This is a genomic window from Arthrobacter sp. CMU6 (assembly GCF_059090205.1).
The window spans coordinates 36,354-51,530 of the sequence record NZ_JBNHFL010000009.1 but is presented as its reverse complement, the minus strand read 5'-3'; the positions used below and the strand labels follow the sequence as shown (position 1 = coordinate 51,530).

The following is a 15,177-nucleotide window of genomic DNA, read 5'->3' as shown; positions in this document are numbered from 1 at the left end:
GGGAGTCAGGAGTTAGGTGGGAACTAGGAGCGGGCACCACAGGTCGATCTTGGAGGCCGGCGACGTGCTGAACTTCAAGCTTGAATCGGGAATCTGACGAACGACCTCGAAATCGTCCTCACCGTCCGAGATTGACCGGCTCCTGACCGGGATCATGGGTCCGCGCCTCAGTCTGGCGGGAAGCGGCGGAGAACGTGGCCGAGTCCCTCACCTCCCTGTGGCAGTCGTTCTCGCCGCTGTCCATGATCTTCCAGGGCGGGTCAGGGCGCGGCGTACGTGGCGGAGGTGTGGCTGATGGGCACGGTGTCCGGGTACGGCAAGTACACCCAGTCCGTCCCCGAATGTGGGCGGTCCCATGGAACTGGGGATGCATGACTTCCCCAAGGCCGACCCGAGCTGGAGCGCGTGGACGCCGCGATCAAGTCCGGGCCGATGGTTGGGCGGGTCAGCTGTTGCCGGGGTAGACGAGGCTCTCGAGGTCTTCTTGGTGTGCTGGCGCGTCGGCGAGCCCCGCGGGTGTGAGGTCGAGTTGGTAAATGCTTTGCGGTTCGGGAGGACCAATGGCGGGGGAGCTGCTGGTGGCGGGGGTGGTGTCAGTAGTCATGGTTGGTCCTTTTCTCCTGGGGAGCATGGGGGCCGGAGCAAGTCTTGGCTGGGCCTTGGGTACGCAGAGGGGCGGCGTGGGGCTAGTGGGGGATTTCCATTTGGAAGCCGCACCGGCACTGCAGCACCCGGGTTCGAAGGTAGGCTCCGAGGAAGTCTGCGGCCATAGGTCCCGTAGTGATCGGTTTGCGGGCCGCGGTTGTTTCTGGGTCCGCCGGGTTCATCGGCTCTCCACAGTGGATGTAGTCCGTGCCCAAATGCATGACGTCGTCGGCCGTGGCCGACCGGGCCAGAATCACAGCGACAAACACTGGGGTGGTGGACAGGACGTAGGAGCTGCCGCATCTGGTGCAGTTGACGGCGGCGGCGAGGGTTTCCTGCCGGGGGTCCATGACGGTGATGGAGTCGACGAGGAGGTGCCGGTCGGTGTCGCAGGCCTCGCACCAGGGCCGGTTTCCCCGGGGCTGGTGGGCATCCCGTGGCAGGTATGTGCTGGAGGCTGTGTCCACTCCGGTCATACCAGCCCGGGGTAGCTGGCCATGATGTAGTCCGCGGCGGCCGGGCCTGTCATGCGCAGTCCGTTTTTTCCAGGGTGGATGTGTTTTTTCTTCATGGCCGCCCAGAAGGTGCTTTCGGGCCTGGGGGTCTGCTGGTGGAGGAAGCACCAGCTGGTATAGAGCCCGTAGAGGCAGTCGCGACCAAGTGTGGCGTCCGATTGGTCGTCGGCGGTGGTGGCTTCCTGGAGGAACTGGGCGAATTGCGAATGTGCCATGGGAGGCTCTTTTCCGCTGGGTGCCTTGGTGCCGCCGTGAGGCTGCAGCGGCTTACGCTTCGAAGCCCGGCACGGGAGCGTCGAAGCGGGGCCCGGTGTGCCGCAGTTGTCGCGGATCTCGGCCGGGCGGGGTAGAGCCGAAGATTCTGGCGCTGCCGCCGTGCGGCGGCTGCGCCAGAATCCTCCAGGGCCGGGCAGCTCAGCGCCGCCCGGTCTCTCGTTTAGGAGTGGGTGTGACTGCGGTTGCCAGCCTTGGCCAGTCCGCGGGCGATCATCAGGCCGACGGTGAGCCAGACGATGTACTGCATGGCGTCGCTGGCGTTGAAGACATCAACGCCGTTTTCACTGGCGTTATCGCCAACGACAGCCGACGTGATGATTGTGGCAAGGACCGCCGCCACGTAGACGGCGAATTCAAGGGTCCTGGCGGAAATCTTAATGTCGTTGGCGTTCCGCGTGGTGGGTTCAGCATGGGTGGACTGCGTGTGTGATGACATCGGTTCTCCTGGGTGGTGTGAGCGGCCGGAACGGCCATGCAACCAGGGTCCCTCTGCTGAAACCGGTGATAACAAATCCTCTACGATGTAGACTTTACGCGTAGACTACAGAATAAGCAAGCAGGCTGACCTTCCGGGCGCCCGCTTGACCGCCCCCAAGGAGGAGCGCCCATGTTCACCGCCACGAATCCGTTGGCAGCCACGACATCTGGCAAGAAGAAGCGCCTGAGCCGGGACGTGGTGCTCACCGCTGCGCTGAAGCTGGTGGACGCCGAGGGGCTGGACGCTCTGACAATGCGACGGCTTGGGCAGGAACTCGGCCGGGATCCAATGAGCCTGTACCGGTATGCTGCTAACCGGGCCGCGCTGCTGGACGGGGTGACCGAGCTTGTCCTGGACGAACTGGCGATCATCGGCGAGGATCGGGACTGGCAGGGGCAGTTGCGGCGGATAGCACATGACTTGCGGCTCCTGGCGCTCCGGCACCCCAATGTCGTGCCGCTGCTGGTGACGCGCCCGCTCTCCACGCCGTTGGGCTTGCGTCCGCTCGGGACGCTGCGTCCGCTGGAGCAGATCCTGTCCTTGCTGATTGACGCCGGATTCGGACCCGGCGATGCGCTCCATGTGTACCGGGCCTATTACGGGTTCCTGTACGGGCATATCCTCAATGAGCTGCAGGAGTTCATCGTCGATCCGGAAGAGAACGAGGCGCTGCTCCGTCTTGGGCTGCACCGTCTTCCCGCGCGGGAGTTTCCCCGGCTCCGCGCGCTGGCCCCGGTTCTGGCCGAGTACGACGGGGCGGCCGAGCTGGACCAGGGCCTGGACATCCTGCTCTCCGGCCTCTCAGCCAGCCTGGCCCCGGACAACAACCCCTCCTTACCCTGACCGCACCCCCTGCTGAAAGGCATCACCCCATGCTTCTACTATTTGGACTCAAGACCGTCCTGCGCCCGCTAACCGGACGGACGGCAAGCTGCCAGTATTGCGGGCAATTCGTACATCATCACCTCGAAGAACGTGCCACCAAATTCACACTGTTCTTCATACCCGTCTTCACCACGTCCAGGTCCTACCGCATCACCTGCTCGAACTGCGGACAGATGTCAACCATCAACTCCCGGCAAAAAAACGCACTGGCCCGGTAAGCCAAACCCCGTGACCGGCTCCAGTCCGGCACCACGTTCCCCGCCCGCCCCACCTGTTCCCCCAGCACCACCGAGCGCCCGGACAGGCGGCGGAAGAAGTAGCCTCACCAGCAGACAGCAGCTGGACGTCCCACCTAAGAAACCGAGAACACCATGAATTCAGCACGAACTTTCGAGTCAATCGTCATCATTTTTAATCCCAACAGCACGGGGGACGCCGCGAAATTGGCCGAAGAACTCCGGGACAAGCTGACCGGCCTTCTCACCTACTCACCGGCCATCACGCTCCAGCCAACAGAGCATGCCGGACATGCCGTGGAGCTGGCGCGTGACGCGGCCGCCGCGGCTGAACATGTGCTGATTGTTTCGGTCAGCGGAGACGGTGGATACAACGAAGTCGTCAACGGTGTGATGCAGGCCAACAATCCTACGGCGGTATGTGCAGTCATGGCGGCGGGCAACGCCAACGACCACCGCCGCACCACAGCCACCAAGCCAGTGGACGAAGCCATCGCGTTAGGCCACGTGCGGCACATTGATCTGTTGCGGATCCACACGGGCCAAGGAAGTGAAGTGCCGGCCGAGTACGCGCACTCCTACATCGGGTTCGGTCTCACCCCCGTGGTGGCGATCGACCTGGAAAAGGGCAGCAAAGGCGCCTTCAAGGAAATGTTCACTGTGGTGCGGACTTTCTCGAAGTTCAAACCGTTCGCAATCCGCCAGACGGACGGAAAGCGCCGCAAATTCGACAGCCTCGTCTTCGCCAACATCGCTGAAATGGCCAAGTATGCCACCCTCAGCGAAGCCGATGACAAGCTCTCGGACGGGAAATTCGAAGTGGTCACCTTTCCCCACAAGGCTAAGTGGCGGGTGCTCCTGACCGCCCTCCGCGCCACGACCCAGGGCTTGGGCGACCAGCCCAGCGTGGACAGCTACGCGTTCACGACGCTGAAGCCGTTGCCCTATCAGCTCGACGGCGAAGTGAAATCCGTGAACGCGAATACACGCGTGAGGGTCGAGTGCGCCCCGGCCGCCCTGCCGATCCTGGGATAGTCGTGGATCCCCTCGGGCAGAGCGCCGGAGACACGAACGTGAGCCCCGCGGCGGAAACGCAGGAAGTCACGGCCCGGGTTATTGCGGCCGGAACCCTGAGCGCGCACGTTTACTCGATGGCCGGTCCACGGACCGTCTCGGCAAGCCCGGTTTTCGTGCTGCTGCACGGGATCGGCATGTCCCACCGCTACTACCGCAGGCTCCAGGTTCTGCTCGCCGGGCACGGGGACACCCACTCCATCGACCTGCCCGGCTTCGGGACCGCCGCCACACCGGACCGGCAAATCTCCATCGCCGGCTATGCCGCGGTCGTCGCGGACACACTGGAGGCCCTGGACGCCGGGCCGGTAATTGTCGTCGGCCATTCCATGGGCAGCCAGTTCGCCACCGAACTCGCCATAACGCGGCCGGACCTCGTCTCGCACGTCGTGCTCATCGGCCCGGTTGTCGACTCTGCCCGCCGAAACGTCCTTCGCCAGTCCCTGGCGCTCGGCCTGGACTCACTCATGGAAAGCCCGTCAGGCAATGCCATCGTGTTCACCGACTACGTGCGTTCGGGACTGCGCTGGTACCTGACCGAGCTGCCCGTCATGATGTCCTACGACCTGGAAGCGCGGCTCGCCAAAGTGACCCAGCCCGTCCTTGTCGCCAGGGGCTCCCGCGATCCGGTCGCTCAGCGGTCCTGGTGCCACAAGCTGACCGCCCTCGCCCCGCGCGGCCGCTTCCTGGAAATACCCGGCCAGCCCCACATCGTCCAGCACGGGGCCGCCGCGAAAACGGCCGCCGGAATCCTGGCCTTCACCCGGGACTGACCGCAGTCCGGCATCCCTAGACAAAGGGACCTGTCCTGCATGCGGGTCCGGCCCCGAGGGTATTAAAGGCTGTTCTTCCCTTTGGTCAGAGCCTAGGCTGATCTGCACACTTATTGACCCGTGGGAGGCTGCCATGCATTTGCCCGAAAAAGTTGACCGGACGGTTCAGGCCCGTCATTTCCAGGAAAACCTCATCGCCCGCCTCGCCAAGGGAAGGGAATGGGCGACACCCGGTGTCGAGGCTGCCCTGCGCCGAGCCCTGGAGCGAATTGACGCAGGTATAGACGCGGCATCTCCCCGTCTTCAGGCCTCCTTGAGAGCCCTCGCAGACGAACTCGCCGGGGGAGTGGAAACAGTGACCCCCCGACTCCATGAGCGCATCGCACGCTTCATTCCCGAGGCAGAACTGCCGGTGGCTGAAGAACCGCGGCACAGCAAGCTGCTCGGAAAGCCTTGGTTGGTCGCGGGCGCCGGGCTCGCTGCCCTGTCAGCCGGGTTCTCTCTATGGCGGGTACTGCGTGGAGCCGGGCCGGCGGCGGAACGTCAAAAAGATACAGCGGCGCAAGCCCAACCCGTGCAGGTCGAGCCCTTCCCAACCGCTCCAGACTCACCGCCCGTCCAGCCATGACAGGCAGTGAATGCTTCCGGTTGGTCCCCGGCGTTGCTGCCGCAACTGTCGGTAAGCCAATTCTGGGCACCAAGCCGGATAGCCGCTCTTACCGGTAATTACTCGGGCTCCGTCCTGGCGGGCTGGCCTGGAACTGCCTGCGGGATCAGACATCATCGGCGGCGAATGTGGGTAGCGCCGGCGGGTCCCGCTCCCCGAACGTCCCATGCCCGTCTTCCAAGTTTGACCAATGGACTATGGCCGGCGGCGCGTCCGGCCACAGGTACCGCACACCCGGAGGAGGGGCGGTTGAGCAAAGCAGCGGAGTATGTCGAGTGTGCCGTCCGCATCCAGGCGGGGGAAGGCAGGACCTGGATGCTTGCCAGCCGTCCGGAATGGTTCATCAGCCGCGCTCGGGACTGTCCGCCGGTTCTTGAGGGCGACATGCCAGGTGACCGCGTGGTTCTGGATGACCTCTACGGGGCTCTGGTTATCCACACAGTCGCCCTGGACGAGAGGCGCTACGCGGCCGCAGCCGGACCAGCACGCCACCTCAGGGGAAAGCCGAAAAGCTCTTGCGTCTGCCGCCCGGCATGCTTTCAAATCTATGATGGTTGATATAGATATCTGGTGGGAAGATCAAAGACGAGGAAGCCCGTCAGCGCCTCGCTCCCGGGCGCGGCCAGAACTCGACTGGGAACTATAGTGCTCGGCCAGCCTCGCCAGTCCGTCATCGAGCGAGACAGCGGGCGTCCAGTTGAGGAGTTCACGGGTCCGGCGCTGGTCGAACCAGTGGGCGGTGGAGAGCTGCTCAGCAAGGAACCTGGTCATCGGCGGCTCCTCTTTCCGCCCTGCCCAGGTCCAAAGCTTTTCCACCACCGCTCCCGCTGTCCGCGCCACCCCACCCGGGACGGTCCACGACGGCGCCGGGACGCCCCCTGCAGCGCATATGCCTGCCAGCAGCTCGCCGACGGGGCGGGGCTCGCCGTTGCTCACGACCAGGGCGCTGCCGCGGATATGTTCCATGCGGTGCAGGGCGGCGACGATGGCCGAGGCGGCGTTGTCCACGTAGGTGGTGTCGATCAGGGCCGCGCCGGCGCCGAGCAGCGGCAGGCGGCTGCGGCTGGCGCGTGCCAGGACCCGTTCCACCAGTTGGGTGTCACCCGGGCCCCAGACGATGTGGGGGCGCACCGCGGCGACCCGGGATTCCGGAGCGTCCGCTGCCAGCGCCAGCAATTCCGCCTCGGCCTTGGTGCGGGAGTAATGGCCGTGCGCATGCTGCGGGTCAGCCGGCTCCGCGCCCAACCCGACGATGGCGGCGCCGGAGTTGGCCACGGACGGGGAGGAGACGAACACCACGTCCCGTACCCCTGCCTCACGGGCGGCATGGAGCAGGCGGCGGGTCCCTTCGACGTTCACCTCGTCGAACTCCACGGCACGGCCAGTGAAAGAAACTTTCGCGGCCAGGTGGATGATTCCGTCTGACCCCTCGACTGCTCCCCGGAGCGCTGCATCGTCCGTGACGGATCCGCAGAAGTCCACTGCGCCGTCGACTCCTGAGGGACGGCGTTGGAACGTGGTCACGGCATGGCCCTGGAGGACCAGGAGCCGGGCCACTTCCCGCCCGAGCAGCCCGCTTGCGCCGGTGACGAGGACCCTCATGGCTCTCCCGGGCGGCCGCCGGCCAGGACCCGGGAAGCCCAGCGGGACAGTCGGGTCCTGTCGATCTTGGCGTTGTGCCGGATGTCGGTGGGCTGTGCGCGGACTGTGAGTACAGCGGAAACATGGACGCCAGCATCCAGGGCCGCCCCGCGGACACGCCGGGCGAGTTGTGGCGCAGCAGGGCCGGCTTTGCGGGCGGGAGGTACGGTTTCGACGACGGCGACCACGGCTTGCGTACCAGCCGGTCCGACCCCGACGATGGCGGCCAACCGGACGCACTCCAGGCGTTCGATGGCCTGCTCGGCGCCCACGGGCGTCACCACGGCCCCGGGCGCCGTCACGACATGGGCGAGACGTCCTTCCACCCAGAGCCGGCCGGCGGCGTCGAAGTGCCCCACGTCGCCGGTGCGGTGCCATCCGGGCAGACTGGTGCTCTCCCGCTGGGTCAACCAGAGCCTGTCGTAGGCTTTCTTGACGTGCGCGGCACTGACCAGAATCTCGCCGGTCACTCCGGCCTCCGTCACGGGATGCCGCCCCGGTGCGGTGCCGTCGGCGGCCAGTGGGACGACGGCCACGCGGGCGCCATGCACGGGCCTGCCCACGCACACGCCATTGCCTGATCCCGCCACGGTGCCGGCAGCCGTTTCGGCGTCGGCGGCCCGGATTTGTTCGAGGCTGATGTCGGTGACCGGCAGCGCCTCGGTCATCCCGTAGGGGGTATGCAGCGAGGCCCGGGGCAGCAGCCGCTGCACCTCTGCCAGGAGCGGTTCCGGGACGGGCGCGCCGGCAGACAGAACCAACTCGACACTTTCCAGGGCTTTGTGCCCCGCCGCACTCACGGCATCCCGGGTGGCAAGGACGTTGCGCAACGCCGCCGGCGAGGCAAAGACGACGGCAGCGTCTATGGCCGCGGCGGCATCCGCCAGCGCGCGGGCCGTCAAGGTGCGGGGCGCAGTAACGTCCATGGCCGGCGTCACCGAAACGCCTCCGAGCGCCGGCCCCAGCAAGGCGAACGGGGCGAAGCCCGCCACGAGTCGAGCACCGGAACGGATCCCGAAGGTTTCGGCCACTGTATCCCGCATCGCGGCCAGCTGCCGGTGTGTATAGAGCACGCCCTTGGCAGGACCGGTGGAGCCGGAGGTGAAGAGTACGGCGGCTGGGGCATCCGGATCCACGCTGTCCGTCGACTGAGAACCGCGGGCCGCACCGGAACGGGCCAGTGCGGCAAGGGACGTCTCCACTCCCAGCAGCCGACGGCGGGCGGCCGGGAGGTCCCGCACGCTGATCCGCCGTCCGGGCCAGCCGAGCACCGAGGCAGCCGCCAGCGCCCTGTCAATGCAGATGAGGAAATCGGGGGTAGCCCCTTTCACGGCGCGGCTGAGGCCCTTGGTTCCCAGTCCGGCGTCGGCCACCACCACCACGGCTCCCAGCCGCAGGCAGGCGTAAAGGGCAACGGTCAGGTCCACCCCGGGCGGAACCATCAGGCTTACCCTGCTGCCGCTTCCCACTCCGGCGTCCCGCAGCCCGGCGGCGAGGTCCAGGATGTTCTTGTCCAGCTGCTGCCAGCTGAGAGAGCGGGCCACCGTGCCGTCCGGTGCCATTTCAGCGACGGCCGTATTTCCTCCCGCAGGTCCGGCCGCCTGCTCGTCGAGCAGGTCCCACAACGGCCGGAAGGCCAGCGGCTCCGGCTCGGCCGCATTCTTCAGCGCCTGGCTACCAGCTGCGGCTTCCGCTTCCAGGGTTTCGCTTCTGGCACCCAGGTTGGCGGCGAGCCACTGGAAGACCGGTGCGGCGATGTCCCGGTCCTCCGCCACGAGATGGCCGGCGCCTTCGAAGCGGTGCACGTCGGCATGCGGAAGCCGGCTGGTGAGGTCCTTGAGGTATCGGTCAGAAAAGATCGGATCCCGCGGGCCCCAGAGCATCAGCGCCGGAACCTTTAACCCGCGCAGCCCTTCCGCCACGCCGCGAAGCGCCGGAAAGCTCGGGTGAGACGCGTCCACGGGAATGTCCGCCACAAAGTTCCCCACCCCGGCCCTCCGGTCGGCTCCAGGATAAGGGGCCATGTACGCCTTGCGGATGTCGGCGGGCAGCGGCGGGTGAGCCAGCGAGTGCGTCACCCGCAGGAAGGCGTCCGACGTCGTCGTACCCCACCGGTGCACTGCGGGGTGCAGGGCAAGCCGCAGGGCGGGCGGGATTTCCGAATCGGAGGGTTGATGGACGGCGGTGTTGGTGAGCACTACTCCGGTGAGTTGCTGCGGGTGCGCCAGGGCCCAGCCCAGGCTGATCGCTCCGCCCCAGTCGTGGCCCACCGTCACCACGGGTCCGTCCATGCCCAGTGCATCCGTCAGATCGCCCAGGTCGCTGATCCGGTCGGCCAGCCGCCGGAAGGTGCCGGTGCGCTCCGAGAAGCCCATGTCCAGCTGGTCCACCGCGATAACGCGCCAGGGATGGGCCGGATCCGACCCGGCCTCGAGCAGCGTCCGCCACAGGTATGACCATGTGGGGTTGCCGTGCACGCACAGCAGGGTCCCGGCGGGTTCCAGGCCGAGGCGGGCGAGCTCGGCGCCGTTGTCCAATAGGTGCCAGCGCCGCACTGTGCCCGGCGCATCGGCGTTGGACGTGGACACCACATCGATTTCGCGCGACCATGCGGGATCCACGCCGGGCCAGTCGGGGGTTACCAAACGATTTCCATCATGGCGGTGTTCAGCCCGGATCCGACGCCCATGCAGAGGACCCGGTCCCCCGATTCCAGGGATTGCGCTTCGGCGGCGAGGGTCATGGGGAGGGAGGCGGGGCCTACATTACCCCAGTGCGGGAACGTGATGGGTACCTTGGCAGGGTCCAGGTCGATGGCATCGATGATTGCCTGCGTGTACGCATTGCTTACCTGGTGGGTGACGTAACGGTCCATGGCAGTCCAATCCCACTCCGGCCGGGCTTCCTGCCAGGCCTCGACGACTAGCTGCAGGCCACCGTCGAGCAGGCCTTTCGTGTCGGTGGCCATGCCGTCAATGCCGCCCACGCACAGCTCGTGGTGTTCGGTGCCGGCACGCATCACACCGCCGACGACCCGGTGCGCACCGGGGTGCTGGTCTGCCTGGCCCAGAACGGCGGCAGCAGCTCCGGAGCCCAGGGTGAGTGTGGCGAACTCGCGGTTGAAGTCCTCGCGCGTGGTCTCGGGCCGCTGGAGACGGGCCAGCGTGGCTTCCTGCGTTGCCTGGGCATCCTCGGCATTGACGATCATTGCGTACTTGATCTGGCCTGAGTCGATCATGTTGGCCGCCAGGGTCAGGCCGTTCACGAACCCCAGGCAGGCGTTGGCCAGGTCGAAATTGATGGCCGACGACGGCAGGCCGAGTCCGTGGTGGATTTTTACCGCTACGGACGGTTCGAGGTTGCGCCGCGTGACCGAAGTATTGATCAGCAGGCCGATTTCGGACGCTTCGACGCCGGCTTCGGCCAGGGCTTTCGCGCCCGCTTCCGCGGCGGCATCGTCAAAGGCCGTCCCGGCCGCCCACCAGCGGCGGTGCGTCACCCCGGCAACGCGCTCAAGCAGCCGCGGCGGGAACTTCAGCCGCTGCAGGGTTGAAGCCAACCTGCGGTCGAATTCCGTGGAGCTCACGATCCTCGGAGCTTCGACACTGCTTACCGAAAGCAGCGCGGTGTTGCTGTGCCGGAAGGTTGCATTCCCTGCCAAGTCAAACCTCTGTTCGTTTCCGTACTGCGTCCATGCGGTGACTGTGCCCATAAGCGCAAGCCCAGGAGCTTAACTATGCCGGTGCCAACCCGGATCATGCATATAAGTCGGCCATAGGACCGCGTTGAGTCCGCACCGGGTGGCGAGAGCCCGCACGGTGACAAATCGGGCGGCGAAGACCGAAGTGAACATCCCTCCTGGAACGGGAGCACGCCATCCCACGGCCGTCGGGGATCGGCGGTCGAGAACCGTAACAGGGTTACGGCGGCGACGGTGGCGGAGCATCAGCAGCGGGCCAAACACGGATCCATCAACCAATGACCACCGCTGTCAGGGTCGCGTCAGCCGGCCGCTGGACGGGCGGGCGGCTTGGGCTTTGAGGAGCGCCTGGCGACCCGGAGTCCACGCTTCCGGGCTTGAACCGAGCGCTTCGGCACGTGGTTCCCCGGACTCTGGCGCCCTTTCATACGCCAAGCTTTCCTCTGCTGCTTCAATGCGCGCCGCTCCTCCCTGTTGATCCTGGACAACAGCAACACCGTGACAGCGAGCCAAAGCAACGCCATCACGAATACCAGCGCGATTGACACCAACGGTTCCATACACAAAGTGTAGTGAGACAACTCCAAAAATACTAAGCAGTCTTATGAAATGGGCTGGAATGATCCTCTGGATGCGCGCGGGAGATGACAGTGTGGTCGGCCATGAATGGCGAGGACCGGCGAGCTTTACGCCGCTTTCGCCCGCAATGAACAGATTGCGCTCGGCTTCCGCAGTGCCCCGGAAGACGGGCATTCGAGTCCCACCGGACTTTTCCATCGCGTCGGTGACACCCTGCGGCGGCCTATTGCTCCCCTCCGCTAACCATCACGCGGCTGGGGTTTCCGGCGCTGGGCATCCAACTTTCAAGATGCTCTATCGGCAGGTCCTTGCATGGTGGCCTATGAGTCCGCATTCAGGCCGCCCTAATCGTACGGTAGACGTCATTCCCCGGAAACGCCGGTGCAACCTGCGGCCCATAGCCTGAATAGACGGGGGTCCGCCCTGCTGGCTGGGAACGAAGGAGGGGTCATGACGGAAGAACAAACGGAAGGCATCGTGCGGGATCTGGAGGATCTCACCGTGGGGGATGTGATTGAAGCCTGGCATGAGGGACGACGTTACAACCGCGGGAAAGTGCTCCAAACAATTCCGTCCATGGGAATGTTCTGGATCCTGGACGCCGGCAGCGGGACCCGGAAACTGGTGGACTTCGAAGCCCTGCTCATCCGGCGTATCCCGGAACAGCAAACCCTAAACGCGCCATTTGTGGCTTGACCTACCCCACTTGCGCTACCTCCTCTCAGCCGGGGGCTCTGGCTCAGGGAATGTGAAAAACGGTCGCCGGCAGGGCAAGGTCCTCGGGGGCCGCACTCTGCCACAGTGCCTGGCTGCATGCCTAGAAGCACCGGACTGCCTCGAATGGCCGTAGGACCGCGAAAGCGGTGGTGGCCCTCAGGATCATCGCCCCGCCGGGCAAGGCCTGAAGACGGCAACTCCGCAGGGAACGTGCCGCCTCTTTCATGACGAGCCCAAGTTGAAGGGGATTCCGTGAATCCGGGTTCTTCAGCCGGCGACCCCACGAGTGCTGCGCTCATTTCGTCTCCGCCTAGCAATGCGGCCTAAGCCATCTGTCGCCAACAGTTCAGTGCGGTGCGAGGCGCCCGCCCCCGCCACGGTGGAATCTGTCCAGAAGCGTCTTGCTGCGTCGGCGCACGTCCCTGCCGACCGACGCTGCGCCCCGGTACAAGGCCCGCGCACTTGCTTTCAGGAAGAGGAGTACGCATTGCAGTGCGCCGACGGAGAGCAGGAGCAGCCCAAGGGCGATAAGCACAGGAAGAAGCAGTATCAAGACGACGACGATTGTCGCCATGTAGCCGAAGGTATATCCGATGATGGTTGCCTGATCCACTGGAGTCCCATCCCAAGCAGGTACCGGTTTGCTGCCCAATCCGTGGCAGCGCGGGGACGTGGCCGGCGCTTGATAAGTGGCTGCTGCCGCTAGCGCGGACCACAGTGCGGGATGGACCTCCGCTCGCTAAGCCGTCCCGTGCGCCGTTGGATTGGAGGGCGTTTGAAACCTAACCAACGTAGGCAGCTTGTGGTGTGTCCAGGAGTCCCTCCCGGGCATTAGAGGATCTGCTCGTGCTTATCCGCGGCGACCTCCGTTCCGGGCAGATCGGCGTTGGGGGATGTCGGGACGAAACCATATTCAGGCCTGGTACTCTTCCTCCGCCGGTGGAGAAAAACCAACACGATCTACGCGCCGGTGGTAAAGCATGCCAGCGGTGCCACCCAAAACCGCTGCTATAAGGGCTACGGCCGCCGCGACTATGACTGCGATGAGATCGCTGATGCTGACCTGCCCCTCGAAGAAAGCAATGCCAGGAAAACCGCTGCCAGCGGGGGCGACTTTCACACTCCTGCCGATGATCATGCTCACAGCGGTCACTACTCCAGCCATGAGCACTGCCCATAGCCACACCATCAGGCCTTGACCGACGCCGTTGAAGCGCGCCATCCGCCCTGCCACGTAGCCGCCCGAATAGAAGGAAATGAAAACGATCAACAAGAGGACGATTGTGGTCATTCCCATCGCCTGTGAAGATGGTGAACCGGATATGACGTTTCCGTCCCAGCCTGTCAGCAGCCCGGCCGCGACGCCCGCTGTGGCGAAGGCGGTCAGCAGAACTGCAATGCCTACCGCTGACAACCAACCGAAGAAAGCCGACCCGATCTTGATGCCACCGAACCGATCCTCTTGGCGCGCGATAACGACTTGTCTGGTTACGGCGCCGGAGCCACCCGTCAGGAAAGCAGCACCGTAGCTGCCAGCGCCACGTCCCTCGGGGTGGCCGGCTTCCTCGCTGTGGCCACTGGAGCCCTGAACGTATTCAGCTTCCTCGCTGGGGACGGCTTCCTCGCCGTAGCCACTGGAGGCCTGGGCGTAGAATATGGCCTGCGTCGCGTCGGAGTCTTCTGCCAAGCGGTAGTCAACAGTGCCGTCGTAAGCGAGGTTATCCGCTGGATCTTCCTGATCTGGACTGCCGTCATGATCATGCGGCGTGCCATTGGGAACCACTGCGCTGCCCATCACGCATCCTTGCTGTTAGAGCGTACTTGTCACGTATGCGATCGTTCATGGCGGTGCGCGGGGCCACGTGACCGGCCTGCTGCCACCGCATGACGGGCTAAGCCCTTCTGGACTGCTGTGGATTGCTTTGGCGAACCGCGGGTTGGCGGGGCTCGACCACGTGCGGGGCGCCGATATCGCGGCTTAGGATACCGGCGAACACCGCAACAACTGATGCCCCCACCCCTGCAGCCAGTTCGGTCGCAGACATGATCAAGAGACTCTTCAAGGTCTCCAGCCGTGGGAAACGGTATTACCGGCAGGGTGGTGAAGTTTTCGCAATGGGCGGCTCGACACGACACCGCAGCCCCATTTCTCCCGCCATTGGGAGTAAGGACCAACGAATCCCGGGTCCAGCCTTCACCACAGTGGAAGCGCGTGATTACCCGCTGGCCTGGTCCGTTGGGACGCCTTTGACGGATTCTGCATACCGTCCGCAGGGAACATTTTATCCGCCACTGATGAAGCTTGAAAAGCAGCCGCCGGCGTTCCGGAGCGAGGCCGGCACAATGCTCGAAGAGGCGATCACCGTCCTAGCCGGCCGAGGCTAGCACCAGGGGGGTGTCGGTATGGTCAATGCTGCCGCGGAGCTAGGCGCCGCCGGTCCGGTGTTGCGGCAAGTAAATCGTCCGAGCACGAACGTCTGGAGAATTCGGTGCAGACATGTCGGCCGACACAGGTGATGCCTAGCTGGCTCTGTGGCCGGTCGCCTGCCCTTCGGAGAACGACGACGTGGTGGTTTAGCCGTCGGCCATCGTGTTCCTCCGGCGCCTAACGTCCTGTCGTATCAAGCTCAGCAACAGCTATTCGGCAACCGAAAGGGCGGACAGATGGGCGCATGGGGCTTCTTGCCTTTCGGGAATGCGGTTGAACGGGTGGCAGGAGATGAGTTCGGGCTCGCGGAGCTATGGGACGACGCCGATGAGCCGGAATAGGGGGATCCCTCGGGGAGCTCTCGGAAAGACTGCGCGCCGCCCTGCAGTCGGCCGGCCTGGTGACCCGTGAGGCAGGTGCCCGTGGGGGGATAGCCCAACCGGGCGGCCGGCGATCCGGTCCCGCGATTGTGCCCGCATCCGGGGCCAGATCTGCTAAGTGCTTGGGAGCGCCGCTGCTCGCATGCGACTGCGCGCCCTCCAATTCCGGGCGCCGGTCGCGGT

The 15,177-nt window shown here is 65.2% G+C and carries 14 protein-coding genes; 5 read left to right on the top strand and 9 right to left on the bottom strand.

The window, feature by feature from the left end; all coding sequences use genetic code 11:
* Positions 1-445 precede the first annotated feature (445 nt).
* From AC5RWD_RS08210 to AC5RWD_RS08195, 4 genes are all read right to left on the bottom strand, one after another.
* Entirely contained in the window at positions 446-604 is a 159-nt protein-coding gene (locus tag AC5RWD_RS08210; RefSeq protein ID WP_494019543.1) for a hypothetical protein, read from the bottom strand.
* 82 nt (positions 605-686) lie between these two features.
* A complete protein-coding gene (locus AC5RWD_RS08205; protein WP_494019542.1) occupies positions 687-1,121 on the bottom strand; it encodes a hypothetical protein in 435 nt (144 codons plus the stop codon).
* Positions 1,118-1,375, bottom strand: a complete 258-nt coding sequence (locus tag AC5RWD_RS08200) for a hypothetical protein (RefSeq protein WP_494019541.1) — start codon at positions 1,373-1,375, stop codon at positions 1,118-1,120. The genes AC5RWD_RS08205 and AC5RWD_RS08200 overlap by 4 nt, the downstream gene beginning before the upstream one ends.
* A gap of 221 nt (positions 1,376-1,596) precedes the next feature.
* Positions 1,597-1,872 (bottom strand): hypothetical protein, encoded by a 276-nt coding sequence (locus AC5RWD_RS08195; protein WP_494019540.1) that lies wholly within the window; start codon positions 1,870-1,872, stop codon positions 1,597-1,599.
* Positions 1,873-2,043: 171 nt separating this feature from the next.
* Between AC5RWD_RS08195 and AC5RWD_RS08190 the strand changes: the two genes are divergently transcribed.
* The 4 genes from AC5RWD_RS08190 to AC5RWD_RS08175 all read left to right on the top strand — a co-directional run bounded on the left by AC5RWD_RS08190 (position 2,044) and on the right by AC5RWD_RS08175 (position 4,882).
* The gene (locus tag AC5RWD_RS08190; protein ID WP_494019539.1) at positions 2,044-2,757 is read left to right on the top strand and encodes a TetR/AcrR family transcriptional regulator C-terminal domain-containing protein; all 714 of its coding nucleotides are present in this window, start codon (positions 2,044-2,046) and stop codon (positions 2,755-2,757) included.
* Positions 2,758-2,786: 29 nt separating this feature from the next.
* The gene (locus tag AC5RWD_RS08185; protein WP_494019538.1) at positions 2,787-3,017 is read left to right on the top strand and encodes a zinc-ribbon domain-containing protein; all 231 of its coding nucleotides are present in this window, start codon (positions 2,787-2,789) and stop codon (positions 3,015-3,017) included.
* A 153-nt stretch (positions 3,018-3,170) separates the two neighbouring features.
* A complete protein-coding gene (locus AC5RWD_RS08180; RefSeq protein ID WP_494019537.1) occupies positions 3,171-4,070 on the top strand; it encodes a diacylglycerol/lipid kinase family protein in 900 nt (299 codons plus the stop codon).
* Between the two features lie 2 nt (positions 4,071-4,072).
* On the top strand, positions 4,073-4,882 hold the full coding sequence (locus AC5RWD_RS08175) for an alpha/beta fold hydrolase (RefSeq protein WP_494019536.1): 810 nt from the start codon (positions 4,073-4,075) through the stop codon (positions 4,880-4,882).
* Between the two features lie 1,246 nt (positions 4,883-6,128).
* On the opposite strand, the gene AC5RWD_RS08170 is transcribed toward AC5RWD_RS08175, so the two are convergent.
* From AC5RWD_RS08170 to AC5RWD_RS08160, 3 genes are read right to left on the bottom strand one after another with little or no spacing between them, the layout of a single operon-like run.
* On the bottom strand, positions 6,129-7,151 hold the full coding sequence (locus AC5RWD_RS08170; protein ID WP_494019535.1) for an NAD-dependent epimerase/dehydratase family protein: 1,023 nt from the start codon (positions 7,149-7,151) through the stop codon (positions 6,129-6,131).
* A complete protein-coding gene (locus AC5RWD_RS08165; RefSeq protein ID WP_494019534.1) occupies positions 7,148-9,835 on the bottom strand; it encodes an alpha/beta fold hydrolase in 2,688 nt (895 codons plus the stop codon). The genes AC5RWD_RS08170 and AC5RWD_RS08165 overlap by 4 nt, the downstream gene beginning before the upstream one ends.
* On the bottom strand, positions 9,829-10,851 hold the full coding sequence (locus tag AC5RWD_RS08160) for a 3-oxoacyl-ACP synthase III (protein ID WP_494019533.1): 1,023 nt from the start codon (positions 10,849-10,851) through the stop codon (positions 9,829-9,831). The genes AC5RWD_RS08165 and AC5RWD_RS08160 overlap by 7 nt, the downstream gene beginning before the upstream one ends.
* A 1,068-nt stretch (positions 10,852-11,919) precedes the next feature.
* On the opposite strand from AC5RWD_RS08160, the gene AC5RWD_RS08155 reads away from it, so the two are divergent.
* On the top strand, positions 11,920-12,165 hold the full coding sequence (locus AC5RWD_RS08155) for a hypothetical protein (protein ID WP_494019532.1): 246 nt from the start codon (positions 11,920-11,922) through the stop codon (positions 12,163-12,165).
* A 367-nt stretch (positions 12,166-12,532) separates the two neighbouring features.
* Here AC5RWD_RS08155 and AC5RWD_RS08150 read toward each other — a convergent pair whose 3' ends face one another.
* Together AC5RWD_RS08150 and AC5RWD_RS08145 are read right to left on the bottom strand one after the other, a co-directional pair.
* On the bottom strand, positions 12,533-12,799 hold the full coding sequence (locus AC5RWD_RS08150; protein ID WP_494019531.1) for a hypothetical protein: 267 nt from the start codon (positions 12,797-12,799) through the stop codon (positions 12,533-12,535).
* Between the two features lie 300 nt (positions 12,800-13,099).
* Positions 13,100-13,981 carry a hypothetical protein gene (locus tag AC5RWD_RS08145; protein ID WP_494019530.1) on the bottom strand — a complete coding sequence of 294 codons (882 nt, stop codon included), beginning with the start codon at positions 13,979-13,981 and terminating at the stop codon, positions 13,100-13,102.
* Between the last annotated feature and the right edge of the window lie 1,196 nt (positions 13,982-15,177).

Bases quoted from the DNA above. Each gene is read 5' to 3' on its own strand.
- AC5RWD_RS08145 (WP_494019530.1), bottom strand. From the start codon at position 13,981: ATGGGCAGCGCAGTGGTTCCCAATGGCACGCCGCATGATCATGACGGC.
- AC5RWD_RS08155 (WP_494019532.1), top strand. From the start codon at position 11,920: ATGACGGAAGAACAAACGGAAGGCATCGTGCGGGATCTGGAGGATCTC.
- AC5RWD_RS08205 (WP_494019542.1), bottom strand. From the start codon at position 1,121: ATGACCGGAGTGGACACAGCCTCCAGCACATACCTGCCACGGGATGCC.
- AC5RWD_RS08190 (WP_494019539.1), top strand. From the start codon at position 2,044: ATGTTCACCGCCACGAATCCGTTGGCAGCCACGACATCTGGCAAGAAG.
- AC5RWD_RS08210 (WP_494019543.1), bottom strand. From the start codon at position 604: ATGACTACTGACACCACCCCCGCCACCAGCAGCTCCCCCGCCATTGGT.
- AC5RWD_RS08195 (WP_494019540.1), bottom strand. From the start codon at position 1,872: ATGTCATCACACACGCAGTCCACCCATGCTGAACCCACCACGCGGAAC.
- AC5RWD_RS08185 (WP_494019538.1), top strand. From the start codon at position 2,787: ATGCTTCTACTATTTGGACTCAAGACCGTCCTGCGCCCGCTAACCGGA.
- AC5RWD_RS08200 (WP_494019541.1), bottom strand. From the start codon at position 1,375: ATGGCACATTCGCAATTCGCCCAGTTCCTCCAGGAAGCCACCACCGCC.
- AC5RWD_RS08180 (WP_494019537.1), top strand. From the start codon at position 3,171: ATGAATTCAGCACGAACTTTCGAGTCAATCGTCATCATTTTTAATCCC.
- AC5RWD_RS08170 (WP_494019535.1), bottom strand. From the start codon at position 7,151: ATGAGGGTCCTCGTCACCGGCGCAAGCGGGCTGCTCGGGCGGGAAGTG.